Source organism: Streptomyces sp. NBC_01142 (genome assembly GCF_026341125.1).
Taxonomy (GTDB): domain Bacteria; phylum Actinomycetota; class Actinomycetes; order Streptomycetales; family Streptomycetaceae; genus Streptomyces.
The window spans coordinates 3,507,563-3,526,226 of sequence record NZ_JAPEOR010000001.1 but is presented as its reverse complement, the minus strand read 5'-3'; the positions used below and the strand labels follow the sequence as shown (position 1 = coordinate 3,526,226).

Sequence of the window (18,664 nt, the reverse complement as noted above, 5' to 3'; positions counted from 1 at the left end):
ATGCCACCCAGCAAGGTCATTCGCACCAGCGGGACAAATCTCGGCCCTGGCGCCAAGCTCACCGTCGACTTCATCGACACCGGCCAGGGCAACGCCGTCCTCGTCACCTACCCGAACGGCGACTTCATGCTCGTCGACTGTGGATCACAGACGACGAGCACCAAAGGCAAGCCGTTCAGGCACGTGAAGAGCTACATCACGAGCGTCACAGGTGGCAACGCCATCTCCTGCGTGGTCCTCAGCCACGGCGATGACGACCACACCGCTTTCGTCCCCTACATCCCAGAGGCGGCCAGGCCGACCTACGTGCACTACGGCGGCCCGATCGGTGACTACAGCGAGGACGTCCAGGACTGGATCAATCAACAGGAGGGGCAGAAAGACCAGTTCGTCTTCAGGTACCGGGCGGACTATTGCATGCCTCAGCCGGACGCCGACTTCGCATCGGAGACGACGCCGGGTGAGGCCTGGGTGATGGTGTTGTCCGCCAGCTACGGCAAGTCGCCGAACAGCAAGAGCATCGTGCTGTTGATCCGCTTCGGCCGGCACGTGGTGGTCCTCCCGGGCGACGCGGACACCACCACCGAGGCATTCATCCTGAGCAAGGTCCCAAAGAAGCTCCTCGCCGGCTGCACCGTCCTCATGCCCGGCCACCACGGTGCCGCCGAGTCGACGGGACGCCCGTGGGCCAAAGCGCTGGACCCCGACGTCGACGTGATCTCGGCGAGCGGCACGAACATGGCCTACGCCCACCCCAGCTGCGCAACGATCAAACTGCTGGAGAAGTACTGCCTCGCGGGCGCCGTGAGTCACGACGTGACCTGTTCGGATGGCAAGGGCCTCCCCTACAAAGTCTGGGCCACCGACGAGTCGGTGCTGACCACCGCCACCAACGGCGACGTGCGCTTCATCTCCGACGGCACGAACTGGCGGCTCCTGGCCAGTTCGACGTCGGCCGACGAGCTCGTGCAAGAGCAGCCTCACCCGCTGCTGCGCTCGATGGTCGCCAATGCTCCCTGGAACCGGCGCCCGGCCGCCCAGTATCCGGCGGTGCGGCTCGGCCCGGACCCGGGCCGTGAACCACTCGCCGAACCCGCGGTGAGCCGTCGGGCCCGGGAACCCGAACGACGAAGGCCGCTGCTGACGGCTGCGCCGGGTGGGTGGCCACGAGAATGATCGCAGCCAACACCGCCGGTTTCCGCAGCATCGCCGGCCTCCGCCCTGCCACCGCGTCTGCGGGCGACAGGCAACAACCTCGGGCATGTGACGGGTAGCAGCTGTTCGCCCCGACCTGGCGCCGGCCGAGGTCCCGCTGTTCGACGAGCGCGCCTGAGCGACACGGTGGGGCGACCGCCGTCCGGCCCGCCCGCATCGGTTCCATCAGGCTCCTCTCCGGCATTTGCTACGAGCTCCTCACGGCCCTGCTGTCCTCCTTGATCACCTCCGCGCCCGGCGCCCCGGCCGCGGCGACGAACGCGGACGAAGCGCCTTGGGCCTGGACGCGGGTCCCTTCGATTCCAAAGCCGGGCTTCCGCCCTGTACCCATGCCTGGTGCCATCGTTGTACCGACCGCACGCTGACACGTAACTGCCTGGCGACCGCGGCATTGTCGTGCCCCAGGGCGAACAGCTCGGCCGCCCTCATCCGGATGTGTTCGCAAAACGCCCGTCGCTCCGCAGTCAGCCCGCCCCCTTGCGGATATCTCATGCGACCGGCCTACCGCGACAACCACAGCTTGTCAGCCCCGCGACATCACGCCGACAAGGTCAGTAGCGACGACCAAGTGAACGAGAAGCTGGTTTCCACCTATGAACGAACGCTGATCGATCCTCGGCAGAGTTTGATGACAGGCCGTCTGACTGCGCAGATCAACACACCGTGGAACGCGCGATGCGGAATCCTACGTCGTCGACGCGGAAGGCCCGGGTGGCTGCGGCACCGTACAGATGCCCGGCAGCTCCAGTGCTCGTCAAACCGACCACCGCCACGGAGTACTCGACAGGTGCCGTAGACCTCGGCGTCGTAGACGTCCCAGCACCACTCCCACACGTTGCCCAGCATGTCGTAAAGGCCCCAGGGATTGGGGCGCTTGCCACCCACCTCGCGAATCCGCTCCTGCGAGTTGCCTCGATACCAAGCGATCTCGTCGAGGGGCCCGTAACACGGTTCAGTCGTACCGGCGGCAGGCGTGCTCCCACTCTGCTTCGGTCGGCAGCCGGTACCCATCGGCGGAGCCGTCCCTCTCGGATGCCTTCGCCGTCGGGATGGCGGTGGTAGGACCACTCCTCAACTCCGGTGGCAGCCGATCACGGTCCACCACCAAGGGACGCCGGCCAACCATCGAACGACATGGCCAACTATCGGTCGGCGTCACACCAGGCCAGAGGTTGCTTGGTCTCCACCGCAATTTAGAACATACGTTCACAACCTGCCCCTGATTCCCCCGTTACGAGCCCTCCACGGGACCGTTCTTGGAGCACCAGTACCCCTGACGCACCCATCTGGAGGACACCATGAATCCTGTGCCTGCTCCCGTGAACGACCCTGCCCTGTTCGAACGGCAGCGCCTCGACGCCGCTGCCCCTGACCCTGTCCGGGCACGCTGTTGACGCGCCCACGGCCCATGCCCGCCGCGCACCACGACCGGATACGAGGTGGGGCCATGAGCGAGGAAACCGTTGCCAAGGCAGAGAGCGAGGCGAGGGTCTCGGAGTCCGAGCGGCTGCTGTTCGGCGGCGAGCCGGCGTACGACATCGGCCGGAACCGATACCGGCGGGCGTGGCTCGCACTCGACCTGTGGGCGACGGCCCGCACGCTGCCCCAACTGGTCGGCACCGCAGTCCCGCTGGCGCACCGGGCCGACGCGCGGGCGCTGCGTACCGTGTGGATCGCCGAGCTGGGCCGGGGGCATTGCGCAGGCTGTTGTTCTGGTCACGGTCGACGCGGCCCTGGGGCACCTGCTCCCCGACGGTTCAACGGTCGAGTTTCCGCAGCCACGAAGTGCTGCGCCGGCGCTGCCCGTCGGCGTCGGCCGTCATCCGACACACCCCCACCCCCGAGTTCAAGGCGGTCCCCATGCCCACAGCTGTCGAGCCTCGCGGGACGGCCGCGCTCTTGGTCAACCAGCGCGGTGAGTACCTGCTGCACCTGCGCGATGCCCACAAGAAGATCTGCGACCCAGGCACCTGGTCGGTGCCGGGCGGCGCTCGGGAAGGCACCGAGACCCTGGACGAGGCGATCGCCCGCGAGCTCAAGGAGGAAACGGGACTCACGATCGCCGACCTGTGCCGGTTCACGGTCGTCGAGTGCACCGGGCCCGACGGCATCACCAAGGGACACATCCAGGTCTACCTGGGGCACTGGGACGGCGACGCCTCGGCGCTGCCCGTGACCGAGGGGATCATGTTCCACCACTTCGCAGCGTCGAGCACCGAGCAGCTGACCATGTCTCCCTGGGCCGCCGACGTCATCGCGCAGCACCAGGCCCACACGGCCGTACACCGGCTGTCCGCAGCCCCCACCGCCGCCGCACCGGCCCCGGGCGGGCAAACGGTCCTCAACGTCATCGGCGTCCACTTGTACCTGGAGCGCGACGGCACGGTTCTGCTCGGGCTGCGGCATCCCGACTCCGCGTATGCCGGATCAACCCACCATTTTCTCGCCGGGCACTGCGAGCAGGAATCCGCGGTCGCCTGCCTCATCCGGGAGGCCCGGGAAGAGGCGGGCCTTCGGATCGAGGCGGACGACGTCGAGTTCGTGCACGCCGTCCATCTGATCGACGAGCCCGGGACGCAGCCGCGTCTCCAGATGGTCTTCCGCGCTCGGCGATGGGAAGGCAGGCCGGAGGTACGCGAACCGGACAAGTGCGTCAGCTGGGACTGGTGGCCCGTCGGCGCGCTCCCGGAACCCGTCGTGCCCTACACGCGGGCCGCGATCGAAGGCATCCGGGCCGGCCGCCTCTACACCGAGATGGGCTGGACCTGACGCGTTCGGCAACCACCCTGCCACTTAAGCCTGTTGAAGGAGGACCCATGCGAGACCCGTCCCCACCCGTCACCGATCCCACAGCCGAAACGACGGCACGGGATCGCGTTGCTGCCGCGCGGGCGGCAATGGTCGCCCGCCTGGAAGCCTCCGGCGACCTGAGCCCCGGGCAGGTGCGCGACGCCTTGCTGACGCTGCCCCGCGAGAGGTTGATGCCCCAGGCGTATGTGCGGCGCAGCGCGCCGGACGAGACCCCGCCGAGGTGGGCGCTGCTGGAGTGGGCAGTTGCCGAAAACCAGGAGGAGCTGCTCGGCGTGCTGTACGGCGGGGACAGTGTGCTGATCCAGCACGATGACGAGTCGATCCTGGAGCAGCTGCCGGGGCCCCGGTCCGGGGGTTCGATCACGTCGATGTCCAGCACGGTCGCCATGACTGCTGGTCTGCTGCAACTGCTCGACCTGCGCCCCGGGCAGCGCGTGCTTGATGTCGGCACCGGCGCCGGGGTGACCGCGGCAGTGGCGTGCTGGGTCTGCGGGGATGCCGGCGTGGTCACCCTGGACCGCGACCCTCACGTCAGCGCTGCCGCCGGCGCGCGCCTCTCCGATCTCGGTCACACTCCCGTCGTGGTGACTGGGGACGGGGCGGCCGGCTGGTCCGAGCAGGCCCCGTACGACCGGGTCTTCGTCTCTTACGCCGTGCCGCGCTTTCCCTGGGCGTGGGTGGCGCAACTGGCCTCCGGGGGGCTGGCTTTGGCCAACCTCTCGACGACATCGCCGTCGTGGCCGGGGCTGGCTGTGGTCGCCAAGACGCCGAAGGGCCGGGTGGAGGCGGAGCTGCGGGCGGTGGAGTTCGGGCACCGGCCGGTGCACGGCTTCGACCGTATCTTCCTCTCGGCGATGTTCCGGGACCGCATCGCGGCCGGCGGCGGCCTGACCACGCACAGCCGCACCGCGCCGCCCTCGGATCGCGCGCGGGGCATGTGGCTCGCGCTGGACCACCTCCACCCCGGCCTTGTGAGGAACTGGGCCGCCGACCATCTGGTGATCGGCGCTCCCGCCTGCGGCTCCTGGTTGACGGTCCGCCCGGACCGTTCTGGCGGCTGGGCCTTCACGGCAGCCGGGCCGCGCGGCATCCGGGACGAGATCCAGGACACCGCTGCCCGCTGGCAGGCCGCCGGCGAACCGGAAACCTACCGGCTGCACCTGGCCTCCGACGGCACGCAGCAGGTGAGCGCCGGTGCCGGCCCGAACGAGCTGTCCTGGGCCCTGCCCGCCGCCAACCACCGCGACGACGAGACCGGAGACTCCCGATGAGCCGCCTTCCACTGGATGGACCACCCCGCGAGCACGCGACGAGCACACCCGAGCGGCACAAGGAGCACATCGACGTCCACCTGATCCTGCTCCGCCACGGCGACGAGGGACCGGAGGTGCTGCTGTCCCGACGGGCCGGGCAGGTCTACGCCGCCGGGCTGTGGCATCTGCCGTCGGGCCACCTGGACGGCCCTCACGAGGACGTCGTTGCCGTGCTGATCCGCGAGGCCCGGGAGGAGACCGGCGTGGTCATCGACCCGGCCGACGTCCGCGCGGCCGTCACGGTGCACCACCGCAGTCCCTATGGGGGCGCTCGGGTCGGATTCTTCTTCGAGGTCCGGCGCTGGCAGGGCACACCGCGGGTCATGGAGCCCAAGGTGTGCGACGCGATGGACTGGTACCGGCTCGATGCGCTGCCCGCGCCGATGGTGGCCTACTGCCGAGCCGGGCTCGACACGTACCGGGCCGGCGGCCGGCTCGCTGTGCACTTCCATCAGGCCGGCGATCCGATCGCGTACGACGCCGGAGCGGACCGACTCCGCGTGGTCACCGGCGTCGGCGACACGGGCGCGGGTCTGCCCGCGGCCCCGGTGCGGGAGTTCGCCGAGCGGGCGGTCGGGCGCATCACCGACTGGTCCGAGGCGTCCTCGGCCCGGGAAGGCAGCCGGGTGTGGCGGGCGCGTGGCGCAAAGGGCGGCGTGTGGTTCGTCAAAGTCCACCAGAACGAGCGCTTCCACGCCCGGGAGGTCCGGGCTTGTGTACGGGTGGTCACTGACCTCGCTCGAACGCTGCGCCGCAGACTTCGCGGGGGGGTCGGGAGCGCGCCCCGAGTGATCGTGGGAAGTGAAGAGACCCGGCTCGTGGTCCTGCGAGGGAACTCGGCGGCGGCGGGACGTTCTTCACCGAGTTGAAGGCCGACCCGGGGGCGCTGGGGCTGGACAGTCTGCTGGCGGAGGTGAACAAGCTCCAGCGGGTACGCGGGCTGGAGTTGCCGCCGGAGCTGTTCGCGGATGTCTCGGAGAAGCTGGTGGCCGCATGGCGGGCGCGGGCGGCGAAGGAGTACCCCTCGGACCTGCGGGTGGCCGCCGGTCCGGTGCGGTACACGCTGCTGTCGACGCTGTGCCATGTGCGGGAGACGGAGATCGCCGACTCCCTGGTCGAGCTGTTCATCCGGCTGGTGCAGAAGATCAACACCCGGGCGGCGAAGAAGGTCGAGAACGAGTGCACCAAGGAGCTCAAGCGGGTCCGCGGCAAGGAGGGCGTCCTGCTGCGGCTCGCGGAGGCAGCGGTCGCCGAGCCGGGCGGCACCGTCCGCAAGGTGATCTATCCGGTGGCCGGGGAGTCCACGCTGAAGGCCCTGGCGGCGGAGGCCGCGGCGAACAAGGCTCGCTACCGCGCGAGGGTGCGCACGGTGTTGCGCTCGTCGTACTCCAACCACTGGCGCCGGATGCTCTCGCCGCTGCTGGGCGCGTTGGAGCTGAAGTGCAACAACACGGCCTACCGGCCGGTGATGGACGCGATCGACCTGATCAAGCGGTACCTGGACCAGCCCATCGCCAAGGAGGGTGCGTACTTCGACGAGGCGGAGAAGATCCCGCTTTCCGGGGTGGTGCGCGATGAGTGGCGCAAGGCGGTGGTCGATGACAAGGGGGTTGGTTCATTCCCGGACGCGCGGGGTGGTGAAGGGCGTCACCATTGTCTGGCCTGCCAGCACATGTACGACCGAGTGCAGGATCTGAGCCTGGGCCTGGCCAGGGACCCGGTGGGCGATGCGCCGGGCGCGGTCGGGATCGGCAACGGCCACTGCCTTGGCGATACTGGCCAGGGCCCTCACACGGAAATACTCGTCGCTGATGGTGTTGGCGATGCGTTCGGCCCGGTCGGGGTCGTCGGCAGCCACCGCCTCGGCTACGGCGGTCAGCACGCTCTCCTTCGTGGGCTTGTTGGATATCGCGCGGGCGATGCGCTCGGCCCGGCCGGGGTCGAAGGCGGCCGCCGCGGTAGCGACGGCGGTCAGTGCCTCCGTCCTGGCGTGAAGTTTGACCATGCTGGCGGTCTGTTCCGCCTGGCCGATCAGGCTGGTGGCATGTTCGGGATCCCCCTTGGCCGCCGCTGAGGCCACGGCGATCAGCACCGTCGTTTGTGTGTGCTTGTGGGTGATGGTGTTGGCGATGCGTTCGGCCCGGTCAGGGTCATCGGCAGCCACAGCCCTCGCCACCACGGCCAGCACGCCTTCGCTGGTGCGCCTGTGGGTGATGGTGTTGGCGATGCGTTCGGCCCGGTCAGGGTCATCGGCAGCCACCACCGCGGCCACCTCTCTGAGCGCTGTGGCCAGAGTGGTCTCCGCGAAGAACCTCGCAGACCACCTGTTGCATTTGCGGGCCATCTCGTTGGCGATGTGCTCGGCTCGCTCTGGGTCCCTGGCGGCCACCGCCACGGCGCTGAGCGCCGACCGTCTGTAGCCCGTGTGGGTGATGGTGTTGGCAATACGTTCGGCCCGGTCGGGATTGTCGGGGGCCATGGCCGCGGCTATGGCGCTCAGCGCCTTCAACCTGAGGTACTTGTTGGTGATGGTGTTGGCGATGTGCTCGGCTCGGTCGGGATTGCTGGCGGCCACCGTCCTCGCCACGGCGTCGAGCGCTACCCACCTGGAGCCCGTGTCAGTGATGGTGTTGGCGATGTGCTCGGCCCGGTCGGGATTGCTGGCGGCCACCGCCCTCGCCACGGCGCTGAGCGCTACCCACCTGGAGCCCGTGTCAGTGATGGTGTTGGCAATACGTTCGGCCCGGTCGGGATCGTTGGGGGCCATGGCCGCGGCTATGGCGCTCAGCGCTCGCCACTTGTGGTATGTGCTGGTGATACTGCCGACGATGTGCTCGGCTCGGTCCGGATCACTGACGGCCACCATTTTGGACAGAGCAGTCAGAGCGTCGCCATTGGCGACCGTGTTGGCTGCTGTGTGGGCGATGCGTTCGGCCCGACCGGGGTCGAGGGCGGCCACTGCGGTAACCACGGCGGTCAGCGCCTCCGCCGTAGTCCGACTGGCCGTGATCGCGGCCTGCTCCGCCTGGTCGATCAGGCGTCCCAAGCGCTCGGAGTCGAAGGTGTTCGCCGCTGCCAACGCCACCCGTGTCAGCGCCCGTGTCCTCCACAGTCCATCACCGATCGTGTGGGCGATGCGCTCGGCGTGTGTCAGGCGCTGGGTCATGTCTGTGCTGGCAACACATTCCGGTTCTGCGGTGCCGGGCGTCGCCGGTGCGTCGCCCGGCGCATGGCCAGACTGGACGTTGCGGACCAGCCCGAGCAGATCGGCGTTGTTTACGCCGCAGCGCTGCGGCAACGGCAAGCCCTCGGCGCGCAGCGTGGTGTGCAGGTGTCGGTAGATGTCTCCGAGACTGATCATCGTCCCGGCCGCCGGACTGCCGGCCCTCAGCATGGCCAGCATCCGCCCGGTGAACGCGGTGTGCCGCTCCCCGTCCAGTGCCAACGCCGCTCGATTCGCCGGGGCCGAGGTCAGAGTATAGGCACCGGAGACCTCGATCTCGCCGAGCACCGCCTCGTCATCGCCTGCAAGCGTGTCTCCGAACACCCGCCCGCTGTAGCAGCAGTCAAGGATCACCACCCGGCTGGTAGCCCTGCTTTGCAGACACGCCTCGCGTACCGCCTCGAACGGCACCGCGGTGAATGCCAGCTGGTCGTGCCGGGTCTCGGCCAGGCTCAGATACAGTTCCCTGCGCCGTGGGCCGAGCTGCCCGTGTCCGCTGTAGTAGAACAGCAGCAGGTCCTCCGCCTCTTCAGCCGCACGCACCAGCGCGTTGCCGACCTGCGCCACACTGGCCGCCGCGGGAACCGGCAAGCAGTGGAAGGGGCTGAAGCCGCCGAGCTTCTCGTCGGTGAGTACCTCAACCAGATCGGTGATGTTGTTGGCGATGACCGGTCTGTTCTCCAGCGCCGGGTCCTGGTAGTAGGGGGTCCCGACCAACACGATCCTCGAACGGGCGGGATCGATCACTCGCTCGCTCGTTCGTCCTGCCCGAGAGCCTCTCGCAGCAGCGTCTCGACGTCGCTCACGCGCTTGGCGTCGAGTTCCACCGTGCGTCCATCCGGCCTGCCGGTGACCTTGATCCGCACATCGGAGCGGCGTGGCAGAGCCAGGAACGCTTTGAGTGACGCGGCCAGCACGGTCAACACCCCACCACTGCCCACAGCGACGACCAGCGCATCGGTCATCGCCCCGAGTTCGCCCGGCCTCGGCGTGGTGTTCCCACTGACCAAACCCCTGAACTCGGGCTCCTGACCGAACCAGTCGGACAGCTCCGCAAGTCCTTCGGCCGGGTCGTCGCACTCAACCAGCACCCACATGGCAGGCATCCGTCCCTCGCACAACATCTGATGTGTGATCAGTATGGCGTCGCTGTCGGCCCTTGACCCGAACTCTGTTGAAAAGGTGGGGTCATGGCGTTCGCCAGGAACCACGGGGCATCGCGCGGTACATCGGAAAAATGACCCCGCACGCTGCTGCCCGACGGCGGCAGGTGGTTCGACCGCGACGTGTGGACCGACGCCCTCCACGACGCGGGCTTCAGCGTCACCCGCCGCTGACCGAGCCCCGCATCGGGCTTCGCGTACGAAACCACGTCCAGTTACCGCTCACGCAGCTCATACGGGTTGATCTCCGCGTACCGGTCGTCTGCCTCGGTCAGGTCGAGGCCTTCTTCCCACGCCGAGGTCTCCAGCCAGTTCACCGGACCGCCAACGCGGAACTGCGGGTGCTCCCAGCGTGGTTCCCCCCCAACACACAGAACGCGTGCACCTGGGGCTGCCCGTCGCTGTCCCGCCGGACGAACTTCTCGTCGTAGATGAGGAAGTGCCCCATGTCGTCGCGGACCTCGCGGACCTCCTCCGGCAGGGTGACCATCCCGGTCACCTTGTCGTCGTCGCAGTCGACCTCGACCATCACCGGCATCACGTACCGGACCCACCGCTTCGCCACCGGAGCCCCGCTCTTCGCATCACGTAGTCGGTGGCACGCTACCGGCACCAAACCCACCCACGGGAACCAGCACCAGAGCATCACTCTCGGCTACTTGCCACTTCGCCGTAGCTTCGGGAGTACTGGGCCGTAACGCATAGCGGTCTGCTCGGTGATACCGAATAGCGGCATCAGCATGAGGGGGGCGGCGCTCTCGGACAACGACCCGATCTTGTGATGGCGCTGGGCGAGGAGCGGACGCCAGCCGACGCCGCCGGTGCACGTCCAAGCCGGAGATCTGTCGGGCGCGGGGGAAGGGCTGGTCGCTCATGAGCTTCATCGTGACGCAGGGTACTGACAACGGCCCGACGGTCCCGAACCGGTCCGTTCGTCGATCAGGCGGGCAATAGGCCGTCCCTGAACGGTCGGCAACGGGTAAGAACATGAGAAGAGCGCTCACCTGTGGAACTCTGCCGCGTGGAGTGGTCACTGACCATCTACGGTCGGACGGTGCTCACGAGGGACGCGTGGTCAGTGCACTACACGAGCAGAGAGCTGCCGCTGCTGGATGAACTTTCCCGGTTCCTGCAGGGCGCTCCTCGCGATCCGGAACCGTGGCTCGAGGCGGCAGGGATCCCGGACGGCGTGCCGTACTTGCTCTCGCCACGGCTACGGCAGAGAGCTGACCCCGGCGGAAGAGGAGCGCCTGGCCGTCGACTCCGTTCTGGATGCCGTCTTCGGGATCCAGAACGGCATCACGCACGGCGACCCGGAGCTCGTCGAACGCGGCCGCCGCACCCTGGCCCGGCTTCGCACCGCCCCCCGGCCCTGAACCACCGCACCGCAGGTGCGGAGCATCACCTTGGGGCACGTCATGCGATCTGAAGGGGACAAGCACGACGCCGACGGCCGCGGCTTCGGGCAGCTCCTCACCGCTTGCCGCCGCTGTCCGCTTTTCGAGTCCGCACGTACGCCGAACGGCTAGCACCATCGCCTTCTTCGTCGGGCCCTGCAATGGGGTCACCGGTCCCCGGTTCCGGCGCTTCCCCCCTCGTTACCCGTGATCCGGGCGGGTGGACGGAGGTCGTCAGGCCGGCCTTCACATGAGCGTCGACGCTCCGGTCGGAGCGGATGGGGGGGTGGGCGATCCTCGCCCACTGCCCCGGGGTCGGAAGCGCCTGGGGAACGCGGCCGAGGGTGCGAGGCAGCCCCGGGCTGCGCAGACAGTCCGAGCTGCTGCTCAGCGGCTTCCTCTCTCAGCCCCCGCCTCCGGCCGGGCAATGTCGCCGCAAGGCAGAATGGCCCTGAAGGCGGGGGCGAACTCCGGGAGACGTCCGTTATGAGCACCATCGACATCGGCGACGCCACTGTCTACTACGAGCAGCGTGGCCGCGGTCCTGCGGTGCTGTGCATTTCGGGAGTCACGGGCGACTCCGCGCTGTGGACGGGCACGGCCGAGGCACTCGCGGACGAGTTCACGATGGTGTCCTACGACCGGCGGGGCAACTCACGCAGTCCGCGTCCCGAGAGCTGGATCTCGACGTCCGTCGATGAGCAGGCCGATGACGCCGCGGGGCTGCTGCGCGGGCTCGGTCTCGCCCCGGCCGTGGTGTTCGGTGCGAGCGGCGGTGCAGTCATCCTGACCAACCTCGTGCTGCGTCACCCCGATGTGGTGCGCGCCGCTGTCTTCCATGAGCCGCCGTTCGTCTCGGTCAGTTCCGAGGCCGATGAGGTGGGCAAACTGATGGGTGCCTTGTTCGAGGAGGGCTTGACGACGGGTGGGCTGGCGGGTGCGCTGGAAGCTCTGCTCCGCTGGTCCTGGGGCGAGGAAGGTCTGGCCGCCGTCGAACCTCAGGTCCGTGAACGGATGTTGTCCAACGCGGAGGTGTTCCTCAGCATGGAGCTTGGGGCCTTCATCGAGTACCTGCCCACGCCTGAGGAGCTTTCCCGTGTGAAGGTTCCGCGCATCGTCACGGCGGGCGCCGAGAACCGCGACCCGAATGCGGTCTACCACCACGGGTACGAGGAATCGCAGTGGCTCGCCACTCAGATGCACACCGAACTCCTCGAACTCCCGGGTCGGCACGTGCCCTACCTCACCCACCCGGCCGCGTTCGCCGAGGCCCTGCGCCCCCTCCTGCGTGCCCTCACCGGCTGAGCACGAAGCGGCCCACCGCCTCACACCACCCCGCTCCCGGGTCCGGCCACCGGCCACAGCAGCTGCTGCGACGCCTGCTCGCTCAGCCGCTCGTAGGGCTGGAAGCCGAGTCAATCGACCTCCTCGCCCTGATCCCCCGGGTCGTCGGCTTCCGCCCCCTCATGCGCCAGGTGTAATGCCCCGGCCGCGGTTGTCACGGGAGTCGGAGCGCAGCGCAAGGGCGCACCATATGGCCGCCGCCGTCAGTGCGGCCGCGGCCAACGCACCCAGCACGGGTGCCTCCGGCCGCCAGCCCAGGGAGAGCCGGGTGCCCAGGGCCGTGAGCACGACTGCGATCTGCCCCGGGGCGTAGACCGGCACCCTGGCGGCGGCAGCCCGTAGTGCGGCTGCCACTGCCAGGCCGATCGCGGTCCAGGCGACCAGATACGGCCAGACTGCACCCGGAGCGGCGGACGGCAGTCCGTATTCTTCGGGGCCGATACGGAACAAGGCGCTGGCCCAACCCAGGCCCACCCCAAGGATGGTGATGCCCGCCACCCACAAGGCGTGGCGCCACAGCGGGCCAGGCAGCACGGTCTCTTCGTCGTCGTCAGGGCTGGGGAGGTCGTGAAGTTCGATCACGCCCAGGAAGACGCGCTTTGGCGGCCGCACGTTGCTCCCGGAAGATGGATCATGCAACCGATGTCTCGGTGGACCCAATGGGCTTGTCGGCGACGTGGGCAAGCGTGCAGGGCAGCGCGGCGGTGCTGCCCTGCACGACGTGCGCCAGGCCCCGCCCATGTCTGACGTGGTCAGCGCCTGAAGACGTCCTTCGACTTCTCCTTGGTGTCACGGGCCTTGCCCCGGGCTTCCAGCGCGGCACCCTTGGCGGCGGTGGTCTCCTTGCCGACGGCGTGGGCGGCCTTCCTCACGGCCTTCCCGACCACTTGCTCGGCCTTGGCCTTGGCCTTCTCTCCGGCACTCATGTCGGTCCTTCCGTAGAAGCTCAGTGACTCGCCTACCCCTCCCCCCTGGGCGGAAACCGTCGTCCTTGCCGGATACGCGTGGCAGCCGGGCCAGAGTTCATGCTGTTCCGGGGTTCGGTGTGCGGGTGGGACGAGTCAGCCATGCGAGCCGGGTCAAGACGCTCAAGCGGGCAGTCCACGCGCTCAGGGAAGCCGGCCACAGCCGACATGCGGTCGCCCGCCGGCTCGACATGACCCACCGGACGGTGAAGCGAAACGCGACGTGGCCACCGCAGAGGATCTGTTCCAGGGGCAACGGCAAAACCGCCCCGGCAAACTCGATGGGCTCAAGCTCTGTCTGAACAACCGCCTGGCCGAGGGCTGCACCAACGCTGGGACTCTCTGGGAGGAGATCACCCCTTGTGTCCACCAGGGCAGCACGGAGGCCTGCGCGCGCCCGCATCTGCCCCGAACGCACCTCTCGCCGCGGTCGGCCGGCCGGCCGGTCCCAGGCCACCGTCTTCCCGCACGGTCCGAGGAGACGACCTGCCGAGCCTGGAGCTCAGGCTTGGTCGAAGGGCACGTCACGGATCAAGATGCTCAAGCGCCAGATGTTCGGCCGCACAGGCTTCCCCCTGCTGAGCAAGCGCGTCGTGCTGGCGTGACAGCGGGGCAAGCGCATCAACCGGCGGCCGACAGATCGGGTCGCAGCTCGGCCCTGAGCTGTTCGAACGCGGTCGGAGTTGGTCGCCGTGGCAGACAGTCCCTGATCTGCTGAGCACAGTCCACGGCGTCGGCCGTGGTCGTATCGCACTCGATGTCGTACAGCCCGTGGGCGTGAACCTGTTCCAACTGACGAGCCGCCAGGCCTACCGGGCGATCGCCACGCTCCCGCTCGCGGCGTTCCACTTCCAGGAGCGAACAGCGCACGCCGACCAGAACAACATCCCTGGCAGCGAACAGCCCGAGGCAGTCCAGCAGACGCCACTGCTCGCTCAGCACGTGATCCACCACCACGTTGTTCCCGGCCGCAGCCATACCGGCGACCGCGCGGTGAAAGCCCATCCAGGTCCGCCGAAGAACATCGCGCAGCTCGTCAGGGGCGGCCTCACGCTGAGACCGCATGGCGTGGAAGGCGTCCACGGGCATGTGGAAGTACGGCTCGTCGAGAACCTGAAGAAGTTCCTTCGCGATACTCGACTTCCCGGAGCTGGATGTCCCGTTCAAGAAGATGATCCGGCCGCTCTGAGATATGGCAGAGCCGGCGCCGGACTCGGCCGACTCGGGCACCTTGCCACCGACTCCGGGCATCTTGGCTCCTTCGCTGTTGACCATGAGGCGTGATCATCATGGCCGCCGTGCAGCGAGAGGCACGACAGCCGGCTGCCCGGCACCGGCCGCTCTTCCGCTCACACCGGGAGAACGGGAGGCGCTCGTCCGGCCGCGCTCCGGGGCAGGTGAGGAACGTCGGAGGGCGTGAGCTGTGACCCCCGGTGCCATTTTGCTGAAACGGCAATAAGACTCGGAACAACCGCTCCGTTCCCCGCATGATCGGTGCACCGATCATGCGGCATTGCAGATCAAGAGCCCTTACGGAGGATTCATGTCGCAGCAGGCCACGGACGTCACTCACCGGCTGGTCTCCTCGCCCGCAGGCCGGATCCATCTGGTGGAGCAGGGCACCGGGCCCCTGGTGCTGCTCGTGCACGGCTTCCCGGAGTCCTGGTACTCGTGGCGCCATCAGCTGCCAGTCTTGGCCGCCGCCGGGTACCACGCAGTCGCCATCGATGTCCGCGGCTACGGCCGCTCCTCCAAGCCCGGCGACACGGACTCGTACCGGATGCTCGAGCTGGTGGAGGACAACGCGGCGGTGGTGCATGCCCTGGGCGAACAGTCCGCGGTCATCGTCGGCCATGACTGGGGGTCGGCCATCGCCGCCAACTCCGCCCTGGTCAGGCCGGACGTCTTTCGCGCGGTGGGGCTGCTCAGCGTTCCCTACACCCCGCGCGGCGGACCGCGGCCCAGCGAGGTCTTCGCGCAGATGGGCGGAGACGAAGAGTTCTACGTTTCCTACTTCCAGGAGCCCGATCGCGCCGAGGCCGAGATCGAGCCCGACGTGCGCGGCTGGCTCGCGGGCTTCTATGCCGCCCTGTCCGCCGACACCATGCCCGCACCCGGCGCACCCGACCCCCACTTCGTCGGCCGAGGCGGGACGCTGCGCGCCCGGTTCCCCGCAGGCCTGTTGCCCGCCTGGCTGAGCGAGCACGACCTCGATGTCTATGCCGGGGAGTTCGAGCGGACCGGCATGAGCGGCCCGCTCAACCGCTACCGGAACATGGACCGGGACTGGGAGGACCTCGCCGACTTCGACGGCGCCCCCATCACCCAGCCGTCCCTGTTCATCGGCGGCAGCCTGGACGCCTCCACCAGCTGGATGGCCGACGCGATCAAGGCATACCCCACCACGCTGCCCGGCCTGGTCTCCCCCCACGTACTCGACGGCTGCGGCCACTGGATCCAGCAAGAACGTCCCGCCGAGATCAACCGGCTCCTGACCGACTGGCTCGCCTCCCTGCCTGCCTGAAGCTCCTGGGAGCCCGGATACGTGTCCGGGCTCCACGCGTCAGCGCGCTTGGTGCAGGGCGAAGTGGCCGAGGTGATGGGTGGCGAACTGCAGCTCCCACCCATACGGGGTGTACAGGGACCGGCGCCCTGCACGCCACCCGCGCGCTCGGTGACCCACGCCCCACGGGGTGTCCGGTTGCTGTCCGTCCGTAACCAGTGACTGTGGTCAGGTCTGCCCACTGCCGGCCACGGATGAGGCGCGGATCAGCCGCGGATAAGGAGGACGACGGCGGCCGCCACCGCTGCCAGCACAATCGCGAGGGCGCCGTAGACCAGCCGGTGCGCGCGCAGCACCGGGATGAAGTGGTCGAGGGCGTAGCGACCGGGGCCGGTGAGGGTGAGGGTCGCAGCGGAGACCATGAGCAGCAATTCGAACTCGATGCCCCGGGGGCCGAAGAAGCCGCCGCCCCACTTCACAGCGATGACGTTGATCATGGTTCCCACGATCGCGGCGCCGGCCAGTGGTGTGAGCAGGCCGAGGACCAGACCGAGGCCTCCGAGGGTCTCGCTGAGACCGGCCAAGAGGGCCATGGCGTCGCCGTGCGGATAGCCGCTCAGCTCGAAGAACTGTCCGGTGCCGTGGATGCCTGGACCGTCGAACCAGCCGAACAGCTTCTGCGCGCCGTGTCCGGCCATCGTCAGGCCGACCGCGAGGCGCAGCAGCAAAAGCCCGACATCGTAGGCGCCTGGGGAGGGGGCGTCGCGGGCGGTAGCGGGTGGAGTGGGCGTCCTGGAGGTGGAAGTCATGATCGCAACCCCTGAACAGTCAGATGGTTTGAGGTTTCAAGCCCCTTTCGACGGTAGTCGGTGATCCGGCCAGTTGCCCCAGCAGCTACTCGGCGTCGAACTGGGCACCGCCATGCCCGGCAGAGGAGCAGTGACCAGGACAGCACCGATCTCGCCGAGCGCCCGGTCGGTCCTGCACGGCTACGCGCTCTGGCACCACATGCACCGGCCCCGCCGACGCGTCGGCGCCATCACCGCGTCTTCCGGCTTACGGCTGTCGGCCGTACCACGCCACGAGCCGGTCGATGTCCGGCGCATTCGCATCGACGTCCACAACAGCGGCGAACGGCACCTGGCCGCCGCGTGGTTCGGCAGGCACGGCGCGCCGCATGGCCGCGAGGGAGACCGCCAGCACCGCGGGGTCCCATGAGGGGCGCTGGCCGGTAGCTGCGGCCAAGTCCCAGGTGTGGAGGGTGAACTCAGTGGTGTAGACAACGGCGGCGGCCGCACCCGGCAGGGTGCCGAACGGCAGCCGCAGCGGCCGGCTCAGGATCGTGGGCTCAGACCACACGGCCTCGACCTCGCGGGCGGCGGCGTCCCACGCCTTCGACCAGTCGCCGTCGGCGATGGCCGGGACGCTCAGGGGATCACCGCCGCGCCCGATCACAGCAACCCTGCGCAGGATGGCGACGAGATGGTTGGACATCCGCCGGACCGTGTACTCGGTGCAGGGCGTCGGTCCGTCAAACTGATCGGCACTCACGGCGGCGAGAGTACGGCCGGCCAGAGCGACGGCCTTCGCGAGGCCTGGCCGGGGGTCGGCGCCGGGGGCGGTTGCGGTTGCGGTTGCGGTTGCGGCGGTGATGGCAGTCACCGTCTCGGCAACGTTCGCGGTTTCGGTCATGACTCCCATCCTGGAAGTCAAATAGGCCATCTTCTGGCCAGTTCCTGAAAGAGAATGATCGGCGTGCGAGCTGATCGTCCGGTGACGACGCTGCTGCTGTTCCTGCAGACGCGCGGGCGGGTGACCGTGGCCGAGGTGGCAGCCTCTGCTGAGGCGACCGCCGATCCCGTCGTAAGGCCGGACATTTCGATCTCGCCACGGCCCAGCGGCCAGGACCCGCAGGATGCGCGAACCCGCGCTCTGCCGGGCCTGGCAAGACTTGCCGGGACCCGCGTGTTCGGCCTCGCTCCAGTCTGATTCCGCGAGGAGGGCGTGGCAGCCGGTGCGATCCGTGGCGGCGACAGCCCGGGCGGTGGAGGCGTGGACGGTGGGAGCGAGCACGCTGGGGATCGCGAACATGGTCCGATGCATGCACAGCGTTGTGCCTACGTCGCTCGGGCAGTTGGTCAGGGGCCGAGAGTGTCGTGGAGGGGCGATGTGGGGCGGTTCAACCGCCAGACCACGTCGATCCCGCTGTCAGAGGGTGCCGGGGGCGTCGTTACCTGTTCGCGGCGGACTTCAGAGAAGCCCAAGCGCCGCGGTACGGCGCCGCTGGAGGTGTTGGCCAGGTCGTGCGCGATTTCCAGGTACTCCACGTTTGGCAGGGCGAATGCTTCGGCTGCCAGGACTGCCGTCGCCCGGGTCGCGATGCCCTGACCCGTGGCGGCGGGATGCAGCCAGTACCCCGCGCCTCGGCCCTGTGGATCGCCGACCCGGTACATCGAGCAGCTGCCGGCGAGTGTGCCGTTCGCGGTGATCGCGTAGTTGTACGCATCGCCGCTCTGCCACTTCGGGTCGCAGCGGGCGAGGAAGTTGCGGATGCGCTCCGGGCTGTGGCGGGCGACCCATGGCATCCAGGGACGGAGATGGTCGAGCGATTCTTCGATCATCCGGAACAGGGGATCGAAGTCGCTCTCCGCCTGCCAGCGCCGCAGGGCGAAGTCTCCGCAGTCGATGATCTGTTTCGGGCGCTCCATGACCGCAATCGTTTCCCGGCAA

Annotated in this window: 17 protein-coding genes and 1 pseudogene; 7 read left to right on the top strand and 11 right to left on the bottom strand. The window is 68.7% G+C overall.

Annotation, left to right across the window (positions count from 1 at the left end; all coding sequences use genetic code 11):
• Positions 1-1,176: a ComEC/Rec2 family competence protein gene (locus tag OG883_RS15820; RefSeq protein ID WP_266540525.1), complete on the top strand. Its 1,176-nt coding sequence runs from the start codon at positions 1-3 to the stop codon at positions 1,174-1,176.
• A 261-nt stretch (positions 1,177-1,437) separates the two neighbouring features.
• Here OG883_RS15820 and OG883_RS15815 read toward each other — a convergent pair whose 3' ends face one another.
• Positions 1,438-1,644 carry a helix-turn-helix domain-containing protein gene (locus tag OG883_RS15815; RefSeq protein WP_266541586.1) on the bottom strand — a complete coding sequence of 69 codons (207 nt, stop codon included), beginning with the start codon at positions 1,642-1,644 and terminating at the stop codon, positions 1,438-1,440.
• Between the two features lie 224 nt (positions 1,645-1,868).
• A pseudogene (locus OG883_RS15810) lies at positions 1,869-2,245 on the bottom strand (formylglycine-generating enzyme family protein); the annotation flags it as partial.
• 830 nt (positions 2,246-3,075) lie between these two features.
• Between OG883_RS15810 and OG883_RS15805 the strand changes: the two are divergent.
• From OG883_RS15805 to OG883_RS15795, 3 genes are read left to right on the top strand one after another with little or no spacing between them, the layout of a single operon-like run.
• Positions 3,076-3,984, top strand: a complete 909-nt coding sequence (locus tag OG883_RS15805) for an NUDIX domain-containing protein (protein WP_266540523.1) — start codon at positions 3,076-3,078, stop codon at positions 3,982-3,984.
• Between the two features lie 47 nt (positions 3,985-4,031).
• Positions 4,032-5,297 (top strand): protein-L-isoaspartate O-methyltransferase, encoded by a 1,266-nt coding sequence (locus OG883_RS15800; protein ID WP_266540522.1) that lies wholly within the window; start codon positions 4,032-4,034, stop codon positions 5,295-5,297.
• Positions 5,294-6,208 (top strand): NUDIX domain-containing protein, encoded by a 915-nt coding sequence (locus tag OG883_RS15795; RefSeq protein ID WP_266540521.1) that lies wholly within the window; start codon positions 5,294-5,296, stop codon positions 6,206-6,208. The genes OG883_RS15800 and OG883_RS15795 overlap by 4 nt, the downstream gene beginning before the upstream one ends.
• A 746-nt stretch (positions 6,209-6,954) precedes the next feature.
• Here OG883_RS15795 and OG883_RS15790 read toward each other — a convergent pair.
• The 3 genes from OG883_RS15790 to OG883_RS15780 form a co-directional block, all read right to left on the bottom strand.
• Entirely contained in the window at positions 6,955-9,282 is a 2,328-nt protein-coding gene (locus OG883_RS15790; protein ID WP_266541583.1) for a caspase family protein, read from the bottom strand.
• A gap of 23 nt (positions 9,283-9,305) precedes the next feature.
• A complete protein-coding gene (locus OG883_RS15785) occupies positions 9,306-9,659 on the bottom strand; it encodes a hypothetical protein (protein WP_266540519.1) in 354 nt (117 codons plus the stop codon).
• Between the two features lie 379 nt (positions 9,660-10,038).
• Positions 10,039-10,290 (bottom strand): hypothetical protein, encoded by a 252-nt coding sequence (locus tag OG883_RS15780; protein ID WP_266540517.1) that lies wholly within the window; start codon positions 10,288-10,290, stop codon positions 10,039-10,041.
• Positions 10,291-11,608: 1,318 nt separating this feature from the next.
• Here OG883_RS15780 and OG883_RS15770 point away from each other — a divergent pair.
• On the top strand, positions 11,609-12,427 hold the full coding sequence (locus tag OG883_RS15770; RefSeq protein WP_266540516.1) for an alpha/beta fold hydrolase: 819 nt from the start codon (positions 11,609-11,611) through the stop codon (positions 12,425-12,427).
• Between the two features lie 159 nt (positions 12,428-12,586).
• On the opposite strand, the gene OG883_RS15765 is transcribed toward OG883_RS15770, so the two are convergent.
• The 3 genes from OG883_RS15765 to OG883_RS15755 form a co-directional block, all read right to left on the bottom strand.
• Positions 12,587-13,045, bottom strand: coding sequence for a hypothetical protein (locus OG883_RS15765; protein WP_266541580.1), 459 nt, complete (start codon positions 13,043-13,045; stop codon positions 12,587-12,589).
• A 173-nt stretch (positions 13,046-13,218) separates the two neighbouring features.
• Positions 13,219-13,392, bottom strand: a complete 174-nt coding sequence (locus OG883_RS15760) for a hypothetical protein (RefSeq protein ID WP_266540514.1) — start codon at positions 13,390-13,392, stop codon at positions 13,219-13,221.
• A gap of 660 nt (positions 13,393-14,052) precedes the next feature.
• Entirely contained in the window at positions 14,053-14,682 is a 630-nt protein-coding gene (locus OG883_RS15755) for a chloramphenicol phosphotransferase CPT family protein (RefSeq protein WP_266540512.1), read from the bottom strand.
• 292 nt (positions 14,683-14,974) lie between these two features.
• On the opposite strand from OG883_RS15755, the gene OG883_RS15750 reads away from it, so the two are divergent.
• Positions 14,975-15,955 (top strand): alpha/beta fold hydrolase, encoded by a 981-nt coding sequence (locus tag OG883_RS15750; protein WP_266540510.1) that lies wholly within the window; start codon positions 14,975-14,977, stop codon positions 15,953-15,955.
• Positions 15,956-16,200: 245 nt separating this feature from the next.
• Here OG883_RS15750 and OG883_RS15745 read toward each other — a convergent pair whose 3' ends face one another.
• Positions 16,201-16,743: a DoxX family protein gene (locus tag OG883_RS15745; RefSeq protein ID WP_266540508.1), complete on the bottom strand. Its 543-nt coding sequence runs from the start codon at positions 16,741-16,743 to the stop codon at positions 16,201-16,203.
• 247 nt (positions 16,744-16,990) lie between these two features.
• On the bottom strand, positions 16,991-17,626 hold the full coding sequence (locus OG883_RS15740; protein ID WP_266540506.1) for a TIGR03086 family metal-binding protein: 636 nt from the start codon (positions 17,624-17,626) through the stop codon (positions 16,991-16,993).
• 63 nt (positions 17,627-17,689) lie between these two features.
• On the opposite strand from OG883_RS15740, the gene OG883_RS15735 reads away from it, so the two are divergent.
• Positions 17,690-17,923: a hypothetical protein gene (locus tag OG883_RS15735; RefSeq protein WP_266540504.1), complete on the top strand. Its 234-nt coding sequence runs from the start codon at positions 17,690-17,692 to the stop codon at positions 17,921-17,923.
• A 149-nt stretch (positions 17,924-18,072) separates the two neighbouring features.
• On the opposite strand, the gene OG883_RS15730 is transcribed toward OG883_RS15735, so the two are convergent.
• Complete coding sequence (locus tag OG883_RS15730; protein WP_266540502.1) at positions 18,073-18,642, bottom strand: GNAT family N-acetyltransferase; 570 nt, start codon at positions 18,640-18,642, stop codon at positions 18,073-18,075.
• Between the last annotated feature and the right edge of the window lie 22 nt (positions 18,643-18,664).